This is a genomic window from Myxococcus hansupus (assembly GCF_000280925.3).
Taxonomy (GTDB): Bacteria; Myxococcota; Myxococcia; order Myxococcales; family Myxococcaceae; genus Myxococcus; species Myxococcus hansupus.
Genome location: NZ_CP012109.1, coordinates 5,193,516 through 5,211,147 on the forward strand (window position 1 = coordinate 5,193,516; position 17,632 = coordinate 5,211,147).

Below are 17,632 nucleotides of genomic sequence, written 5' to 3' on the forward strand. Positions count from 1 at the left end.
CGTTCAAGGCACGGGGACGAAGCGGTAGAGCGCGCTCTCGATGTCGGACGTCATGTAGACGGTCCCCGAGGCGCCCACGGCGACGCCCGTGGGCAGGTAACCGGGTGGGAACCCCGCGCTCTCGGGGACACCGATGCGCAGTCCCTTGGCAATCACCGACAGCCGCCCCGTGTCCGGCTCGATGCGCACCAGCCGCTTGCGGCCCACCTCCGCGACCACCAGTCCGCCATCCGGGTGACGCGCGATGCCCTCGGGCGCCTTGAGGCCCGAAGCCACCGTGCGCCGGGCACCATCCGACAGGCGCACCCGCGTTACCTTCCCCGAACGGACCTCCGTGACGAAGACGGCCGGCTCGGCCGCGCCCGTGTCGGCCGCGAGGCCCACGGGACCGCCCAGCCCCTCCACGAGCACCGTGCTCACCGCGGGCTCGGAAGCGCTGATTCGGACCAGCTTGCCCGTGCCGGACTCCGCCACGAGCAGCGTGCCGTCATCCAGTTCGAGCGCGGCCTGCGCGCCATTCGTCTGGGGGACCGTCCGCACCAGCGCCCCGGTGGCCCGGTCCAGCACCTGGATGCTGCTCATGCCGCCCAGGTAGGCCGTGCTCGCCACCACGTGCTTCGCGTTCACACTGACGTTCATCGGGAAGTTGGTCGGCGTCGACAGGACACGCGCCGTCTGCTTCACCTTGCCGTCGCGCCCGCCCACCTGACGCAGGGCATACACGTCCGCGAGGTACACCTGCTCATCGGGGTCATCCGGCGCGACGGCGATGCCGGAGGGCACGGCCAGGCGCGATTCGACGAGGAGCCGGACCGAGCCGTCCGCGGGGTTGACCACGCGGATGTCGTTGTCGACCATGTTGGACACGTACACCTGGTCATCCGGGCCCACCGCCAGGTTGTCGATGCCAGTGGGCAGCTTCGCGACGAGTTCCTTCGTCCCGGAGGGGAGCCGGACGCGAACCAGCTCACCGCGCGCCGAGTCGACGACGTAGAGGTGCTCCCGGCGCGCATCGAAGTTGACCGCGACCGGAATCACGAAGCCATCCGCCACGGGCTCGATGACGCCCGTGGCCACGTCCACGCGCGCGACCTGTCCCTTGAGCAGGAGTGGCCCGTAGAGCCGGTCATCCGGACCGAACTCGAAGCCATTGAGGAAGCCAGGATCGGCGAGGACCTTCCGGGGCGGCTTCTTCCCGTCCGGGTCGACCTCCCACAGCGCGTCATCACCGCGCCCGAGCTGCGTCACGTAGAACCGGCCGTCGCCGCGAAACGCCAGCGAGTTGAGGCCCGGCAGGTTCTTGGCGATGACGCGCGTCTTGCCGTCTGGCGTGCGCCGCATCAACTGGCCGGTGAAGAAGCCCGTCCAGTAGATGGAGCCGTCAGGCCCCAGCGCCACGTCATCCGCGCCGCCCAGGGGTGGCCCCACCAGGGTGCTCACCGCGCCCGTGCTCAGATTGACGGAGTGGACCGACTGCCCCAGCAGGTTGCTGGCCAGCAGGTTCCCCTTGCCGTCGACAGCGAGCCCGTGAACGCCCTGGAAGTGCGAACCCGCCACCACCACCTCCTGGCGATAGGCCCTGGGCGGTGCGGCCAGGGCGTGGCATCCCACCAACGCCAGACAGACGGCCAGGGACCTCGACAGGAATCGAACGTGCGTGGCGGTCATGTGAGTTCCAGTCCAGCCAGGTCATCCGCCTGGCGCCAGGTCCGCAGGACGTCGATGAACCCCAGCGTGTCACCGCCGAAGGTCGCGTAGCGCATCGCGCTGGGCCCAGGGTTGATGCCTTCGTTGTTGTAGTAGCCCGGCGTGCACTCCGCCCCGCCGAAGGCAATCCCCTGCTGGAGGCGGCCGAGAATCACCTGCCACCATTGCTGCTGCGCCTGCCCCGAAGCCTCGCAGACCTCCACGCCGGACTTGAGGCACCGCGAGATGATGTAGGCCGCGTGCTGGGACTGCTCGTCGAGGATGTGCACGAAGTTGATGGCCCAGCCGCTCTGGGTCGTCGTGAACATCATCAGATTGGGAAAGCCACGGCTGTGCATGCCGTGCAGCGTCGCCGGACCGTCCGCCCAACTGTCCCGCAGGGACGTCCCACCGCGCCCCCGGATGTCGAAGCCCAGCATGCGCGTGTAGTCTCCGGAGACCTCGAAGCCCGAGGCGTAGACGAGACAGTCCACGGGATACTCCTGGCCCTTCACCACCACGCCCGTGGGGGTGATGCGCTCCACGCCCTTGCCATCCGTGTCCACGAGCTGGACGTTGGGCCGGTTGAACGTGACCAGGTATTCGTCGTGGAAGCAGGGCCGCTTGCACAACGGGTTGTAATAGGGCTTGAGCGCCTCGGCCGTCGCCGGGTCGGAGACGATGCCCTCCACCCTGGCGCGAATCTCTTCCATCTTGCGGAAGTCGGCCAATTGGCGAAGCCGGGCCGTCTCCTCGGGCGTCTGGGCCTGCTGGGTGGCGACGTCGTCGAAGATGTACGTCCAGCCGTCCCGGACCCGGTCGATGTCCATGGGCCGACCGGAGACAATCGCGGAGAAGTTGCGAATGCGCTCCTGCTGCCAACCCGGCTGGAGCGACTTCACCCAGGCCTCATCCGTCGGCTGGTTGGCGCGCACCCCGACGCTCGAAGGCGTGCGTTGAAAGACATACAGATGCTGGGCCGAGGCGCCCAGGCCCGGAATCGCCTGCACCGCCGTCGCGCCCGTGCCGATGATGCCCACGCGCTTGTCGGCCAGCCGGGTCATCGGGCTCGTGGGGCTGCCGCCGGTGTAGCCATAGTCCCAGCGGCTCGTGTGGAAGCAATGTCCCTGGAAGGACTCGATGCCGGGGATGCCGGGCAGCTTCGCCTTGTGCAGGATGCCACCCGCGATGACCACGAACCGCGCCGCCAGCCGGTCACCCCGGTCCGTCGTGACGTTCCACCGCCGTGCGGCCTCGTCCCAATCCATGGACTGGACCAACGTCTGGAACAGCGCGGCCTTGTAGAGGTCGAAGTGCCGTCCCAGGCGCTGACAGTGGGCGAAGATCTCCGGCGCCTTGGCGTACTTCTCCGTGGGCATGTAGCCCGTCTCTTCGAGCAGCGGCAGGTAGATGTAGGACTCCACATCACAGGCCGCGCCCGGATAGCGGTTCCAATACCAGGTGCCGCCGAAGTCGCCGCCCTTCTCCACGATGCGGAAGGACTCCACGCCCGCCTGGCGCAACCGCGCGGCCGACAGCATCCCGCCAAAGCCACCACCGACTATCAGGACGTCCAGCGTCTCGACCACCGCCGGACGCGTGAAGCCAGGCTCGACATACGGGTCCTTGTCGAAGTCCGCGAAGACGCCCTTCAACGGGAGGTACTGCTTGTTTCCGTCGGGACGCAGCCGCTTCTCACGCTCGAGGCGGTACTTCTCCTTCAGCGCTTCCGGAGAAAAGGAGCGCTCACCCTGCTTCGTCGCGGTCATTCGCACACATCCTTTCGAGATGAAGCCACGCAAGATGTACACAGCCGTTTACTTCTATAGACATAGCTCAACCAGAAATGTAAGTAAACCCTGTGACCTCCTCGCGACCGTCCTCTTCAAAGCCAGTCGTGCGCCAGCGGGACGCCGAGCGCACCCGGGCGGCGCTCATGAGCGCCGCCCGCACCCTCTTCTCCACGCAGGGCTTCTCCGGCACGGGCGTGCGGGAGATCGCGACGCTCGCGGGGGTGAACTCCTCGCTCGTCACCCGCTACTTCGGCTCGAAGCACGGGCTCTATCGGGAGACGCTGGCACAGGTGCTCGACATCACGCCGCTGCTCCAGATTGACAGGCGGCACTTCGGGAAGACGGTGGTGTCCCTCTTCCTGGGGGCGCACGACGCGCCGGGGCCGCTGGCGATGCTCATTCTTTCCGCCGCCGACCCGGAGGCCTACGCGACCAGCGTCGAGATGCTCCAGACGAAGGTCATCGTGCCGCTGGCCCGCTGGCTGGGACCTCCCGACGGCGCGGCGCGCGCGGCGCGGCTCAACATCCTCTGGAGTGGCCTGCTCGTGAGCTGGAGGCTGCTGCCGCTTCAACAGCTCGCGGAGGTCCGGGACACGTCCACCCATCGCTGGCTGGAGGCGGAAATCCAGGCCATCGTCGATGAAGGCGAGGGCTGAATCCCAGGCCGATGTTCGTCACCAGCGGGGCGCAAGAGAGTCGCTGACATGGAGCGGTGGGTCGGACCCATCTGTTCGCCAGTTCAAATCCTTCGCCCAGGCACGGTGCCCCGAGCGGCGGCGCTCAGTCCATTCACAGTAGGATGGCAGCGCTGTTGCCTTGGACCCTGCTTGCGGAGGCGGACTCATGGCAAACACGGTGGGAGTCAACTCCCTCTCTATCGTCACGAAAGAGAGCGGCGGCGTCACGGTGGCGTTTCCCGACATCTGTAAAACACCCAGCCCCGCAGGGCCGCTTCCAATTCCATATCCCAACATTGCCAGGTCATCCGACACCGCCAAGGGAAGCAAGAAGGTGACGGTCGAAGGCAATCCTGTCTGCCTGAAGGATTCGAACTTCAGCACGAGCACAGGAGACGAGGCGGGGACCGCGGGCGGCGGACTGGTCTCGGGCAAGACGAAAGGCCGGGCCGAGTTCATCAACTACTCCTTCGACGTACAGATCGAGGGAAAGAACGTGGCCAGAGCCTTGGACCTCATGCTCCACAACGACAAGAACACGCCTCCAGCGCCACTGATGCAACCTCCTGTCCTGGGCTTCGGGAAGGGACCGAAGAACATCAAGTGCCGCTACTGCGAGAAGGACCTCGAGTAGCCGAGGGAAATGACATGAAGCGTCCGGAAACGGTGGGAGTCCCGGTCCCAGGAGCGTCCGAAACGGAGGCCCCCCTCTGGGGTACTTACGTCGGTTGGGTCACAGGCATTGATGCCGAAGGCCACCTGTTGGTGGACTTCACGGAAAACCCTCTTGGCCCCCTCCGTGCGAGCAGAACCGTGGAACTTGATAGCACCATGATTCGTGAGGCCGCCTCCTCGCGGCAGGCCGTGGTGCTGAGTTTTGACCGGGGACGTCGCTCGCATCCCATTGTGCTGGGTCTCGTCCAAGCGCCCAGCCTTTCGCCGCTCGTCGATGCGGTCCTGACACAGTCCCTCGCGAGTGTCCCGGCAAAGGCCCGTGTCGACGGCAGAGAAGTCGTCATTGAGGCCCGCGAGGAAATGGTTCTTCGTTGTGGCAAGGCAAGCATCACGCTTCGACGAAATGGCGAAGTTCTACTGCGTGGCGTGAACATCCGAACCGAAGCGGACGAGTTGCACCGCATCAAAGGGGGCAAAGTCCAGATCAACTGAGTTCCCGGCACGTGTCACGGAGGACCGCCATGGGGAAGACCACAGCAGCGGAATGGCATGGCTGGGATTCGGAGAACCTGGCCGACCTGCATCTCACAGAGGGGAAGAAGGCGAAGGACAAGGGTTGCCTGACGTCACATCAGGGTAAAAAGAAGGATCACCACTGCAGCTACCACTGGCAGGCGTTCGAGAAGGCCAGGGCAGAAAACGCACGCTACGCATGGCCCCCCAAGAGCGAAGTTCCCACACCTCGCCCCAAGCAGGAAGGCGATTGGGATCCGGCCAACTGGGTCTTCTCCGCGTCCACCGGCCACCGGACCTATTATCCTCGCGAGGCTCACCACATCGTCCCCTTCGAGAGCCTGACCTGCGCCACCTGCACCGCCACCTGCGGAGACAGAAAAACGAAGGATGTCAGGAAGTTGAGCGCCCTTCGCGCGGGACTCCTCCAGAACGGCTACAACCTCAACGACAGGTCCAACATGGCCTATCTGCCAGCGAGTCCCGCTCACGCCCGGGCGCTACAACTCCCGTACCACAATGGGAGACACGGCTCGTACAGCACCTATGTCGAAAAGGAACTGAAAAAGATATTCGCAGGCGCTCAAGAAGCCATTCAAAAGCATCTAGATGGGCAAGGCACGGAGCCCGATTACGACAAATACGTCAAGAAAATCAAAACACTCTCCAAGACCCTCTACCTCGCCATCACGCAGGCTCGCCTTCCCGAAAACCGAGTGAAGGGAGATCATGACTCACTCAAAGCACTGGCGCGGAGAATGGTGACGTCGTTTTGACACGCACGCCCTGTCACCACAGCGCACTGCACCATGCATTTCCGAGGTGAACCATGAAATTCTATGCCGTAAATACCCTGGGGGACTTCGGCAATGAAGACCTCTGCCTCCTTCGGGAGTTCGTTGATGGCATCGGAATGCACGCATGGAAGGTGAGCAAAGGGGAGTCCCTGCGCTCCGTCTACCCTGCGGATGCCAAGATCTTCATGACCCCAGACAGTCCAGGCATCAAGCTCTGCTCTCTCATTGGAAACACGGACAGCATGCTCGTTGCAGCCCCCGAACTCAGGGCCACTATCGAAAAACACCGTCAAAGTGACGTCGAGTACCTGCCCTTCACACTTTATGACCACAGGAAACGAGTGCACAGCAGGGACTACGTCATCATCAACCCACTTGGGACATTCGACTGTCTCGACTTCAAGGCGAGTCAGATCATCTGGGATGACGAGGATCCAGATGAAATCATTCGCATCAACAAGCGAGTCTTGTCACGCGAGAAAGTGGAGCAAGCGCCCGCACTCTTTCGCATCGACAGGGACTCCAGCAACTATGTCGTGAACGAAGCCCTGGCCGCCGAACTGCACGAACGCAAGTTCAGCAATGTCACGCTGGTGGAACTGCCCGTCCGCTAGCAGCATGGAGGTGCGTGTGTCCTTGAGTTTCAACGCATCCTCGGGGGGCACTTCCGTCCGGCGGCCCCGGCTACCACCCATCTTGTGGGATGTCGTGGAGGAGCACCTCCAGGAGGCATCCTTCTTCTGGCGCCAGTGGGAGCGTGCCCTCTTCTCGTCCGAGGAGTCGCTGGACGACGTGGCCGGAGGAGATGAACATCGACTGAAAATGCACCTCGACGCACTGCTCGTCGCGGGAGGGGCCATCAGCCAGCGCGTGCTACGGCCAGCCCTGGAGGCAACAGACGACTTCATCGCGGGTCCCGCAGCATACGCGCTGCTGGAATCCATGGGGCAGCAGGCACTTCCGCCGGTCCTCGACGCGCTCGTCAACGCGGAGGACGAAAAGCGGCGAGAGTTATGCCGAGCCGTGGCACTGAGCTCCAGGCCGGACCTGGATGCAGCCCTGATCCAGGCATTGCCAAGGTATGAGGCGCCGCTCCAGGCATTGCTCGTGAAATGCCTCGCATCCCGTCACGCGGATGCAGGCTCGGTGCTGGAGTCGCTGTACCCAAACGAAAATACGTCACTTCGAGCCGCCGTCATCCAGGCCTCACGGCATACGGAGCACGGCCGCGCCCATCGCTTGGTGCAACGAGGACTGGAAGAGTCCCATCCCCAGGTGCGTGACGCCGCCCTGCTGACCGGACTCATCTTGGGCTCGCGCGCGGCATGGTGGCAGTGCCGGAGCGCGGTGAGAACACAGAGCCCCCAGCTTCGGGGGCTGCTCCTGGCATTGGGGATGTCGGGAGATCCGGCGGAAGTCGAGGTGCTCCTTTCCGCGATGGAACAGCCATCCCTTCGGACGTCTGCGATCCAAGCATTGGGCCTCAGCGGGCAACGGGCCGCAGCCGACGCATTGCTGGGCGTGCTGACGACCCAGGAAGCGGTGCTCGCGGCCGAGTCCTTCTCCGCCATCACCGGCCTCGTCATGTCCTCGGACCTCATCGAGGAAGCCACCTCCTCGGATGACGACGAACCCGCGGGGCAATGGGAGTCCTCCCCCTGGGGCCCAAGGGCCCCCGCGATACGGGGCCGCGTGAGAGCCGACCGTGTTGACGCGTGGTGGAAGAATGCGCGCTCCCGCTTCGAGCCAGGCAGAAGGTACCTCCAAGGACACTTGTGGACACCTGAGCTGCTCATTCAAGCGTTGGAGGTCCTCCCGACGCGCCGTAGGCCCCCGCTCGCCCTGGAGCTCGCCATCCGGACCCAGGGAGCCGTCAACGTGGAGACGACCGCATGGACCTCGCGACAGCGAGGACAGCTCCTCCTCGCGCGTCAGCTCCGTCCTGGAATCCCCGTGGGCTCGTTCGACAGCTTCATGAGACTTTGAGCAGCCGCTTCACACCAGAGGAGCTGCGTATGCATGACGCGCGCATTGTCATCACCGGCAGCGGGGCCATCACCTCCGTGGGCAGAAACGCGCCAGACGCGTGTGCCGCCATCCACGCAGGAATCTCGCGCCCACGGCGCGTCGCGCATTATCAGGTTCTGGATGAAGAAACGCAGGACCTCGTTGCGCTGACGGGGCACCCCATCCAGGGCTACACGGAAGGGTTCACGCATCAGGGACGCTGGCTGCGGTTGGCCCGCGGATGCCTGGACGACATGCGCGCTCGCGGGCAGCTTCAAGGAACGCAAGAGACCACCTACTGGCGCGAAACGGGGTTGATATCCGTTACCAATTATCCGGACACGGGCTGGCTTGAGCCAGGCATGGAGGAAAGCGCGGGAAGCATGGCCGCCAAGCTGAGAGACGCCCTGCGGCTGCCCATTGACGACGAAAAGCTACAAACGCTGAGCATGGGGCATGCTGGGGTAGCAAACGCGTTCGAGCGAGGTGCGCAAGAATTGCGTCACGGCAGGCTGCAACGCGTGCTCATCGTCGCCGCGGACTCGCTGCTCGCGCCGGGTGTCCTGGAACAACTGGGCGCCCAGCGCCGCCTCAAATTTGAAGGTCAGCCCGTGGGCCTCACGCCCGGTGAGGCAGGCGTCTGCCTCCTCCTGGAATTGGAATCCAGCGCGCGCAAACGCAATGCCCCACCGCAGGCGCGGCTCGCGGGCGTCGCCACCGCGCAAGAGGAGAATCACCGCGAATCCGGAAGCACGACCACGGGCACGGGACTGGCGAAGTGCATTCACCAGGTGCTCGACCTCCTGCCGGAGCCCGCTTCATTCGGTGGAGACATCTACGCCGATCTCAACGGGGAGGAGTGGAGAGCGCGGGAGTGGGGCTACGCAAGTGTGCGCATCGAACAGCGAATGAAGGCCCCGGAAGTCCATGTTCCCTGTGCCCATGTTGGCGACACAGGCGCCGCCAGTGGAGCACTGGGGATCTGCATGGCGCTGCACGCCTTGGCGCGAGGCCATGCGCGCGCGGGCCATGCCTTGGTCCTGTCGAGTTCCGAGCGTGGGCAGGTTGGGAGCGTCTGTCTCGGGGCTCCGTGAGCTGGATACGACGACCACCACACGCGCCAAGGAGCATCAAAAGATGACCTCGGATAGACTTCCGCTCTTCGTCGAAGTCGCGTTGCAAGAAAATCAGCGCCTGATTTCAAGAGGCCTTGGCAATGATCTCCCGCTCAAGGAAGTGCTGACCCTCTGCCAGAACTTCAGGCTTGCAGGCATCGGGGCGCTATTCCTCAGCGCCACCTCTGACGCCTTTCTCTGGCGCCTTCACCAGAGCGGCCGGTGCTTCTTCCATTTCTTGTCGAGGGCTGACGACGGCGAGAAGCTGACGAGCAAGTGCCTCCCCTTCTTCGACGCCATTGCCGCGGGAGACCTTGATACCGCCCGCGAGATTGCCCTTCACGCCAAGAGGTTCCGGGAGCCCGACATGGAGTACCCGGAGGACTTCCTCTTCGTCGAGTTCCTCATGCAGCGCTACTTCCTGGGCGCCACCGATGACACCTGCAACGAACTCCTGACGCATTACGAAGCGGCGCTCCAGGGCGCCGAGGACTTCCGGCTGGGAATATGCCGAGCACTCTTGATAGGCGACGAGGCCGCTTTCGGAAGCGAATTGTCCGGGTTTCTGTCGGCGCGAAACGACTCCATTCAAGACCTCTCAGCGAATGGCTCCATTGAACAGGAGACACTCGCAACCGAGGGGCAGCTTTCCGTTGAGGGACTGGCGCTGATCCGTCTTGCCGAACTCCAGGGGTTCTCGACCGAGGAGGATTATCTCAACATCCCCAGCATCGCGCGGGAGCCCTCTGCGCGGCCCTTTCAACGCGACTCCTGGAGGTCCACTCCCCTGTAGCACCTCCAACAGGACGGCAGCGACAGCGGCCGGACCCACTGCGCCGGCCGACGCGTACACGCGCCTTGAGCAAGGACTTTCATGTCAGGCCCTTGGCCGTGTCGCGGCGGCGCGGGGCCGTGGTAGACGGCGCATGTCCTGCTCATCGGCTACCGTCGCCGTTCCTCGTGACTCGTCCACTGCCTTTGGAGTCGTTCATGGTGTCCCCCCGCCTGCTCGCGCCCCTTCTCGTCCTGCTCCTGTTGACCGCCTGCCCCGGGGACGACTCCACGCCGACGCCCGTGGACAGCGGCGTCATCACCGACGCCGGGAGCGACCCGGATTCAGGGACGGATTCAGACGCGGGCACGGAACCGGACGCAGGCACGGAACCGGATGCGGGCGCGGACGCCGGGCAGGAGACCACCCCGCCCAGCATCACCACCGAGGCGCTGACCGGAGGCACCGTCGGCCAGTGGTACTCCGTCACGCTGAGCGCCGCCGGCGGCCGTGCCCCGCTGAGCTGGCGCCTCGCGGAGGACTTCGTCGCCACGGGCCTTTCCCTGTCGTCCACGGGCACCCTGTCGGGCACTCCCGCGCAGGCGGCGGAAAGCACTCTGTCCGTCACGGTGGAGGACGCGGATGGACAGACGGCCTCGCGGGAGCTGACGCTCTCCGTCGCGGCGGCCGGCGCCCCCGTGTTCACGGTGGGCCAGTGGAACCTCACCTACTTCGGCTCCGACTCGCGCGGTCCGGTGAACTCCTCGTCGGATGGTGGCACGTCGGATGACCTCCAGATTGCCGGCGCGCGCGACATCATGCGCGAGCTGGGCGCCAACCTCTGGGCCGTGGTGGAGATGGTGGACACCTCCGACTTCGACCTGCTCAAGGCCCAGCTTCCGGGCTTCGACGGCTTCCTCGCCAACAACGCCGCCTTCGTCTCCGGCGGCACCTCTCCTTATGGCACCAGCAGCCAGAAGGTGGGCGTGCTCTATGACAGCTCCCTCACCTTCCAGAGCGCGAGCCTGGTCCGGGTGGGCAACAGCAGCGACTTCTCGGACCGCCCGCCCCTGCGCGTGGACTTCACCACGGAGATCGCCGGTGAGGAGACGCAGCTCACCGTCATCGTCGTCCACATGCGCGCCAACAGCTCCGACCCCACGGGCCCCCGTGAGGCCCGGGAGCGCGCCGCCGCGGCGCTGAAGACGTACCTGGACGACACGCTGCCCACGCAGCACGTGTTCGTCATCGGGGATTGGAATGACGACGTGGACGAGTCCATCTCGCTCGACCCCACCACCCAGGCGCCGCTGGCCACGCCCTACCAGCACTTCGTCTCCGACAGCGCGCGCTACACCTTCATCACCCGCGAGCTGTCCCTGGCGGGCGGCGCCACCACCATCGGCTTCGAGAACATCGTCGACCACACGCTGGCCAGCAACGAGGCCGCGGACCGGTACATCCCCGACTCCGCGAGCATCCTCTACGCGGACGAGTGGTTCCCCGACTTCCTCAACGTCGTGAGCGACCACCGCCCCGTCATCAGCCGCTACACCTTCAGCGCCCAGACGGGCCCCTTCGTGCGCCTGAAGGCGCCCCACGGCGGCACGTACCAGGGCGGCAGCACGCTGCCCATCACCTGGACCTCCTGGGGCGTGGGCCAGGTGCGCGTCGAGGTCTCCACCAACGGGGGCACCGACTGGAGCACGGTGGCCAGCGCGGTCCCCGCGGCGCAAGGCCGCTTCGCCTGGAACGTCCCGGACGAGAACGCCGCGCAGGTCCTCGTGCGCGTGGTGGATGCCTTCAACCCCGCGAACGTGGACACGAGCCGCGAGGCGCTGAGCATCGTCGGTGGGCCCGCGCGCGTGTTCATCAACGAGGTGCTCGCCCACGAGGGAACCCAGACGGCGGCCCACGAGTTCGTCGAGCTGGTCAACGCGAGCCCCTTCCCCGTGGACCTCTCCGGCTGGACGCTGTGGGACGCCACCAACGGCGCCGCGCGCCACGTCTTCGCGGCGGGCACGCAGTTGGGCGGCGGGCAGGCCGTGGTCGTGTTCGGCGGCGCCGCCGCGGTGCCCTCGGGACAGGCGAACGCGCTGGCCGCGTCGGGCGGGCTGCTGGGCCTGGGCAACAGCAGCGACTCCGTGCGGCTGCGACGCCAGGACAGCACGCTGGTGGACCAGTTCGACTACACGTCCGCCGTGCCGGGCGTCTCCGCGAACCGCTCGCCCGATGCGACGCCGGACGCCAGCTTCGTGCCGCACGACGCGCTACCGGCGGGCCTGGCGAGCTCCCCGGGCCTGCGCGCGGACGGCACCGCCTTCTGAGCGGCCCCCGGGCGCGCCGCGTGACCGCGAAGGTCCGTGGCGCACCCGGCTCACGGCACGAAGAGGAGCCGTGAGGACTGCTGGACCCAGGCACGCCGCGTGTCGAGCGTGCCGAAGTCCAGCAGGATGAACTGGTCGAACAGCCGGGGCATCATCGACAGCAGGCTGAGCGAGGACCACACCTGGGTCAGCGCCATCCGCAGCCGGTTCTCCGGCAGGTGCGGCACGGCCGGGGCCAAGCGTCCCGCGAACTCCGCGAGGAAGCCGTTGAGCCGCTGGATGGCCGTGCCGTCGTAGCGCTGATGGGCCAACGCATCGTGGAAGTGCGCGTGGGCGATGTACGGGTAGCGCAGGCTGTTGCTCAGGAGGTCCTCGAGCAGCGCCTCGAAGGCCTCCCGGATGCCGAGCCCCTCCAGCCGGAGCCGGTCGAAGTCCTCGAGGACGTTCCCGAAGGCCTGGTCCAGCGTCTGCTCCAACGCCAGCGACACCAGCTTCTCCTTGCTCCGGAAGTAGTAGCTGATGGCCGCGCTGTTCACCTGCGCCTCGCGGGCAATCTCCCGGATGCCCGTCGCATCCAGTCCATCCCGGCCAATGCACACGATGGTCGCCCGGAGGATGCGCTCCCGGGCCTCCTGCTCCTTGGTACTCATCCCTGCAAACCCCTGAAACGGCGTGAGTCCTCGCACGCGCTTGACAGTCGTGCGGAATTCAATCTATCGATTCAATCATCCGATTAACCCTGGAGATTGAATCCTATGGTCAAGCCCGGAGGCGAAACTACCGCAGGACGGCCGTCCCGACGAAGCGTGCTGATGGGCGCCGGGCTCTTTGCCGGAGGCGCGGCGGCGGCCATGGGCCTGCGTCACGCGTTGGCGCCGGTGTCCCAGGATGTGCAGGGCCTCAACCCGCGCGGCGGCGCCTGGTACGACCTGCGGCTGACGGGCGACGGCCTCATGGACAACCAGGTCCTGTGGTTCCTGGGGCATGCCACCCATGGGCAGAGCGACGTGGGCGACGTGCTGGAGACGGCCAGCCGCATCCAACCCGGTGACGAGACGAGCTGGTTCGAGGCCTGGACGAAGACGGCGCAGCGGGTCCAGGAGCAGGCCCAGGCCGCGGAGGCCAAGGGCCACCTGCTAAGCGCCGGTCAGGCCTATGCGCGCGCGGCCAACTACTACCGCGCCGCGACGATGCACTACACCGACCTGGAGGACCCGCGGACGCTCGAGGTGACCCGCCGCGCGGCCACCACCTTCGAGAAGTCCCATGGGCTGCTCGGCTACGACGTGCAGCCGCTCGCCATCCCCTACGAGGGCGTGACGCTGGCCGCGTACTTCGTGCGCTCCCCTCATGCGAAGCCGAGCGCGCCCGTCATCCTCCTCCACCAGGGGCTGCACGCCTGGCCGGAGGAGACGAAGTGGGTCTGGGACGGAGCGGTCCGGCGCGGCTACCACGTGCTCATGTTCCACGGGCCCGGCCAGGGGCGCTCGCTGCGGGAACACCGACTGAGCTTCCGTCCGGACTGGGAGAAGGCCGTCTCGCCCGTGGTGGACGCGGCGGAGCGCATCCACGGCGTGGACCCTCGCCGCATCCTGCTCATGGGCCTGTCGTTCGGCGGCGCCCTGGCACCCCGCGCGGCGGCCTTCGAGCCTCGCATCGCCCTGGTCATCGCGAATCCAGGAGTGCTCAGTTGGTGGGAGTCCATCAGCTCGCACTTCCATCGCTTCCTCCCGGGCTCACTCGCGCTGCTCAAGTCGCATCCGGAGAAGTTCGACCAGGCCATCACCGCGCTCGCGGACCGTTGGCCCACGGCCCGGTACTGGTTGCGTGACGTGTATTGGAAACACGGAGCCAAGAGCCCCTCCGAGCTCTTTCGCAAGCTGGAGGAATTCACCAACGAGGCCATCGTCGACCGCATCCGCTGCCCGGTGCTCATCATGGAGGGTGAGGCCGAGGACGCCTCCCCCGGCCAATCCCAGAAGCTCTACGACGCGCTTCGCGGACCCAAACATCTGATGATGTTCACGCACGGAGAGGCCGCGCCGCTGCATTGTCAGGCGGCGTCCACGGCGCTCGCCGAGGCGCGGCTGTTCGACTGGCTGGACGAGAACGTCTGAGGCCCCGCCATGACACCGCTGCTCACGGCGATTCTCGGAGCCCTCCTCGCCACCGCGCCCGAGGAGGCGCCGGAGGGGCGGTTCAGCGTCGTCCCCTTCCTCCTGCCCGCGTACCAACCCGAGACGAGCTTCCTGCTGGGCGGCGCGGCATCCCTCGTCTACCAGCCACCCGCGTCGCGAGGCGGCCGGGAGTCGCAGGTGATGCTGGCCGCCGCCGCGAGCACGCGCGGCCAGTTCACCCTCCTCCTCCAGCCGGATGTGAATCTGCTGGAGGACCGCCTCAACCTGACGGCCACCGCCAGCGCGGCGCGCTTCCCGGACCGCTTCTTCGGCCTGGGCGCGAACACCCGAGCAGAAGACGAGGAGGACTACACCCCCATCTATGTTGAGTTGGAGTTGAGCCCGAAGTGGCGCATCGCGCCCCGGCTCTACGTGGGCCCCACCGTGCGGTATCAGCACGCGCGCTTCACCCAGGTCGCCCAGGACGGGGCCGTCCAGCGGACCCGGGGGGCCGCGGGCGGCACGACGCTCCAGTTCGGATTCGCGGCGCTCTATGACTCGCGCGACAACACGCTCAATCCGGTGACGGGCGTGCTGGCGCGGCTCAACCTGCGCAGCGCCCAGGGCGCCTGGGGCTCGGACTACGTGTTCGGGGTGCTCCGGCTGGATGTCCGGCGCTACGTCTCGCTCCCCTGGGGACAGCGGCACGTGCTCGCGATGCAGGGGCTCGTCGAGCTGCGCGACGGAGAGCCACCCTTCTATGACATGGGCCGCCTGGGCGGCATGGAGCTGAGCCGGGGCTACCTGGAGGGCCGCTACCGCGAGCGCCAGCACCTGGGCGCCCAGGTGGAGTACCGCGCGCCCCTCTTCTGGCGCCTGGGAGGTGTGGCCTTCGTCTCCGCCGCCACGGTCGCCCATGACCCACGAGACCTGCATATCAATGACGTCAAACCCGCGGCCGGCGTGGGTTTGCGCTTCGCGCCAATGTCAGACGTGCCTGTAAATATCCGCCTAGATGTGGCCTACGGCAACGAGCCGAGCTTCTACCTGAACGTAGGCGAAGCCTTCTAAGCGGGAGCGCTCGACGCGCTCGTCGTCCCAGCCATGTCTCGTCGTTCATCAATACACCCCATCTGGGAGTGACACCACATGCATTGGCTGCGTACGGATACGCGCGCCCGCTTCGTCGGCGCGCTGATGGGAAGTCTTGTCCTCACGACGGGCTGCGGCCCCGAGGAGTCCTACCTCGACGGCGAAGAGGAGGTCCTGATGTCCACGGACAAGGACAAGGATGGCTCGCGTGGCAGGCGCCAGGACGCGCTCATCTATGGCCATGACTCACGCGAAGACGTGTATCGCCATCCGGACGCGCACCTCCGGGCGCGCGCGCATCAGTCCACGGTGGCCATCATGCGGCCCGGGGACATCAACGCGTCGGATCCCAACAACGTCTCGTTCAACGGCGGAACGTTGAAGAACGAAGCCAACCTCTGCGACACCGAGCGTTTCCTCAATGACCCGGCGGCCTCGGACTGCACGGGCACGCTCATCGACGATGACCTCGTGCTCACGTCGGGGACGTGCGTCGTGCTCGGCGGCGACTGCGAGAACCTGCGCTTCGTCTTCAACTACTACCGCGACTCCCCCATCTCGTATCAGCGGGTGACGGCCCAGGACGTCTTCCAGTGCGCCAAGGTCGAGGTGGCGAAGTACGGCTATTGGAACGGCCTCGCCTACAACTACGCCATCATCCGGCTGGACCGCTCCGCCACGCCCCGCTTCACGCCCGCGCCCGTGCTCCCGGCGAGCGCCGCGTTGGACAGCAACGCGCCCATCTCCATCGTGGGCACCAGTGAAGGGACGCCCTTCAAGCTCGACACGAACGGGACCATCCGGAACGGCAACCCGCTCACGCTGGACTCCTTCATGGCCCACACGAACACCTTCTGGGGCCAGATTGGCTCCGCCGCCTACGAGCCCGATACGAATACGGTCGTCGGCATGTTCACTGATGGCCTCGCGGACTACACCACCAACGGCGCATGCAACGTCGTCAACCTCTGCCCCAACACGGGCTGCCCCAACGTGCCAGTCGCCGAGCAGTACAGCTATGCCCGGCCCGCCATCGACGAGTTCTGCGGCGTGTCCACCTCCCGCCGGCTGTGCGGTGAAACGACGCTGGCCAACGCGCTGACCTACAGCCGCGCCAACACCCAGAGCGCCCTGACGAATACGGCCCAGGCGACGCTGTCCCTCGTGGCGGGACAGACGGCGCTCATCGGCACGTGCGGGACGCCCGGCAGCTTCGCCAGCGGCGACACCGTGCTGCGGCTCTACAATGCAGCCAACACCCAGGTGGCCGTGAACGACGACACGCTCGGCCTCGGCAACCGCTGCTCCTTCATCCGCTATCAGGTGCCGACCGGTGCCTCGGGTGACTACACGCTGCGCGCGGGCTGCTACGACGACAAGGCCTGCCGCGCCACCGTCACCTGGAGCGTGGGGGCGGCCAGCTTCAGCGTCGCGAACACGCAATCCGCGACGGTGAACACCTCCAACCACCGCGTCACCCTGACGGAGGGACAGCGCCTGCACGTGGGCACCTGCGGCCAGCCCGGGGCCACCAAGGTGGGCGATACCTTCATCCGGCTGTTCGACCCCCAGGGCCAGGAGATGGCGTTCAACGACGACGCCTGCGGTGGCACCGGGTCGCAAATCCAGTACACCGTGCCCGCCGGCAAGGGCGGCGTCTGGGAGGTTCGCGCCGGCTGCTACTCCACCGGTTCGTGCAGCGGAAACCTCGCCTGGAGCACCCATGGCGGCACGAACACCTTCGTGTACGAGACGGAGCGCACCGCGGGCGCGACCGTGAACACCGTCAACCAGGACCTCGCGCTGGCCGCGGGACAGACGCTGACGGTGGGCACCTGCGGCATGGCCAACGCCTACACACCCGACGACAGCCTCCTGCGTCTGATGAACGCGGCGGGCACCCAGGTGACCTTCAACGACGACGCGTGCGGCGTGGCGTCGCGCATCACCTACGTCGTGCCCGCCGACGGCGTCTACCAGCTCCGCGCGGGCTGCTACGGCGCCGACGCGTGCAGTGGCTCGGTGGCGTACACCACGCACTGACACGGATGCCTTGAAGCA

The 17,632-nt window shown here is 66.4% G+C and carries 15 protein-coding genes; 12 read left to right on the forward strand and 3 right to left on the reverse strand.

Annotation, left to right across the window (positions count from 1 at the left end; translation table 11 throughout):
- Positions 1–3 precede the first annotated feature (3 nt).
- The gene (locus A176_RS19990) at positions 4–1,668 is read right to left on the reverse strand and encodes an SMP-30/gluconolactonase/LRE family protein (RefSeq protein WP_002635035.1); all 1,665 of its coding nucleotides are present in this window, start codon (positions 1,666–1,668) and stop codon (positions 4–6) included.
- On the reverse strand, positions 1,665–3,455 hold the full coding sequence (locus tag A176_RS19995; RefSeq protein WP_002635034.1) for a flavin-containing monooxygenase: 1,791 nt from the start codon (positions 3,453–3,455) through the stop codon (positions 1,665–1,667). The genes A176_RS19990 and A176_RS19995 overlap by 4 nt, the downstream gene beginning before the upstream one ends.
- 167 nt (positions 3,456–3,622) lie before the next feature.
- Here A176_RS19995 and A176_RS20000 point away from each other — a divergent pair, with 167 nt between their 5' ends.
- The 9 genes from A176_RS20000 to A176_RS20030 all read left to right on the forward strand — a co-directional run bounded on the left by A176_RS20000 (position 3,623) and on the right by A176_RS20030 (position 12,362).
- Positions 3,623–4,135 carry a TetR/AcrR family transcriptional regulator gene (locus A176_RS20000; RefSeq protein ID WP_044890155.1) on the forward strand — a complete coding sequence of 171 codons (513 nt, stop codon included), beginning with the start codon at positions 3,623–3,625 and terminating at the stop codon, positions 4,133–4,135.
- 187 nt (positions 4,136–4,322) lie between these two features.
- Positions 4,323–4,790 (forward strand): DUF4150 domain-containing protein, encoded by a 468-nt coding sequence (locus A176_RS20005; RefSeq protein WP_044890101.1) that lies wholly within the window; start codon positions 4,323–4,325, stop codon positions 4,788–4,790.
- 14 nt (positions 4,791–4,804) lie between these two features.
- Positions 4,805–5,323, forward strand: coding sequence for a DUF6484 domain-containing protein (locus A176_RS38085; RefSeq protein ID WP_226993933.1), 519 nt, complete (start codon positions 4,805–4,807; stop codon positions 5,321–5,323).
- Positions 5,324–5,352: 29 nt separating this feature from the next.
- Positions 5,353–6,120: an AHH domain-containing protein gene (locus A176_RS38090; RefSeq protein WP_002635031.1), complete on the forward strand. Its 768-nt coding sequence runs from the start codon at positions 5,353–5,355 to the stop codon at positions 6,118–6,120.
- A gap of 53 nt (positions 6,121–6,173) precedes the next feature.
- On the forward strand, positions 6,174–6,755 hold the full coding sequence (locus tag A176_RS38745; protein ID WP_144429576.1) for an imm11 family protein: 582 nt from the start codon (positions 6,174–6,176) through the stop codon (positions 6,753–6,755).
- A 94-nt stretch (positions 6,756–6,849) separates the two neighbouring features.
- Positions 6,850–8,127 (forward strand): TIGR02270 family protein, encoded by a 1,278-nt coding sequence (locus tag A176_RS20015; protein ID WP_002635029.1) that lies wholly within the window; start codon positions 6,850–6,852, stop codon positions 8,125–8,127.
- Positions 8,128–8,156: 29 nt separating this feature from the next.
- Entirely contained in the window at positions 8,157–9,242 is a 1,086-nt protein-coding gene (locus A176_RS39100) for a hypothetical protein (RefSeq protein WP_002635028.1), read from the forward strand.
- Positions 9,243–9,285: 43 nt separating this feature from the next.
- Positions 9,286–10,056, forward strand: a complete 771-nt coding sequence (locus A176_RS20025; RefSeq protein ID WP_002635027.1) for an Imm49 family immunity protein — start codon at positions 9,286–9,288, stop codon at positions 10,054–10,056.
- Positions 10,057–10,253: 197 nt separating this feature from the next.
- Complete coding sequence (locus tag A176_RS20030) at positions 10,254–12,362, forward strand: lamin tail domain-containing protein (protein ID WP_002635026.1); 2,109 nt, start codon at positions 10,254–10,256, stop codon at positions 12,360–12,362.
- 50 nt (positions 12,363–12,412) lie between these two features.
- Here the strand turns inward: A176_RS20030 and A176_RS20035 are convergent, their stop codons facing one another.
- A complete protein-coding gene (locus tag A176_RS20035; protein WP_002635025.1) occupies positions 12,413–13,012 on the reverse strand; it encodes a TetR/AcrR family transcriptional regulator in 600 nt (199 codons plus the stop codon).
- Between the two features lie 162 nt (positions 13,013–13,174).
- Here A176_RS20035 and A176_RS20040 point away from each other — a divergent pair, with 162 nt between their 5' ends.
- The 3 genes from A176_RS20040 to A176_RS20050 all read left to right on the forward strand — a co-directional run bounded on the left by A176_RS20040 (position 13,175) and on the right by A176_RS20050 (position 17,614).
- Complete coding sequence (locus A176_RS20040) at positions 13,175–14,479, forward strand: alpha/beta hydrolase family protein (protein ID WP_021781281.1); 1,305 nt, start codon at positions 13,175–13,177, stop codon at positions 14,477–14,479.
- Between the two features lie 9 nt (positions 14,480–14,488).
- Positions 14,489–15,550, forward strand: coding sequence for a BamA/TamA family outer membrane protein (locus A176_RS20045; RefSeq protein WP_002635023.1), 1,062 nt, complete (start codon positions 14,489–14,491; stop codon positions 15,548–15,550).
- Between the two features lie 78 nt (positions 15,551–15,628).
- On the forward strand, positions 15,629–17,614 hold the full coding sequence (locus A176_RS20050) for a trypsin-like serine peptidase (RefSeq protein ID WP_002635022.1): 1,986 nt from the start codon (positions 15,629–15,631) through the stop codon (positions 17,612–17,614).
- The last annotated feature ends 18 nt before the right edge of the window (positions 17,615–17,632 follow it).

Coding starts and splice junctions, on each gene's coding strand:
- A176_RS20025 (WP_002635027.1), top strand. CDS start 9,286: ATGACCTCGGATAGACTTCCGCTCTTCGTCGAAGTCGCGTTGCAAGAA.
- A176_RS20050 (WP_002635022.1), top strand. CDS start 15,629: ATGCATTGGCTGCGTACGGATACGCGCGCCCGCTTCGTCGGCGCGCTG.
- A176_RS20035 (WP_002635025.1), bottom strand. CDS start 13,012: ATGAGTACCAAGGAGCAGGAGGCCCGGGAGCGCATCCTCCGGGCGACC.
- A176_RS38090 (WP_002635031.1), top strand. CDS start 5,353: ATGGGGAAGACCACAGCAGCGGAATGGCATGGCTGGGATTCGGAGAAC.
- A176_RS38085 (WP_226993933.1), top strand. CDS start 4,805: ATGAAGCGTCCGGAAACGGTGGGAGTCCCGGTCCCAGGAGCGTCCGAA.
- A176_RS19990 (WP_002635035.1), bottom strand. CDS start 1,668: ATGACCGCCACGCACGTTCGATTCCTGTCGAGGTCCCTGGCCGTCTGT.
- A176_RS20045 (WP_002635023.1), top strand. CDS start 14,489: ATGACACCGCTGCTCACGGCGATTCTCGGAGCCCTCCTCGCCACCGCG.
- A176_RS20000 (WP_044890155.1), top strand. CDS start 3,623: ATGAGCGCCGCCCGCACCCTCTTCTCCACGCAGGGCTTCTCCGGCACG.
- A176_RS20040 (WP_021781281.1), top strand. CDS start 13,175: ATGGGCGCCGGGCTCTTTGCCGGAGGCGCGGCGGCGGCCATGGGCCTG.
- A176_RS19995 (WP_002635034.1), bottom strand. CDS start 3,455: ATGACCGCGACGAAGCAGGGTGAGCGCTCCTTTTCTCCGGAAGCGCTG.
- A176_RS39100 (WP_002635028.1), top strand. CDS start 8,157: ATGCATGACGCGCGCATTGTCATCACCGGCAGCGGGGCCATCACCTCC.
- A176_RS20030 (WP_002635026.1), top strand. CDS start 10,254: ATGGTGTCCCCCCGCCTGCTCGCGCCCCTTCTCGTCCTGCTCCTGTTG.
- A176_RS38745 (WP_144429576.1), top strand. CDS start 6,174: ATGAAATTCTATGCCGTAAATACCCTGGGGGACTTCGGCAATGAAGAC.
- A176_RS20005 (WP_044890101.1), top strand. CDS start 4,323: ATGGCAAACACGGTGGGAGTCAACTCCCTCTCTATCGTCACGAAAGAG.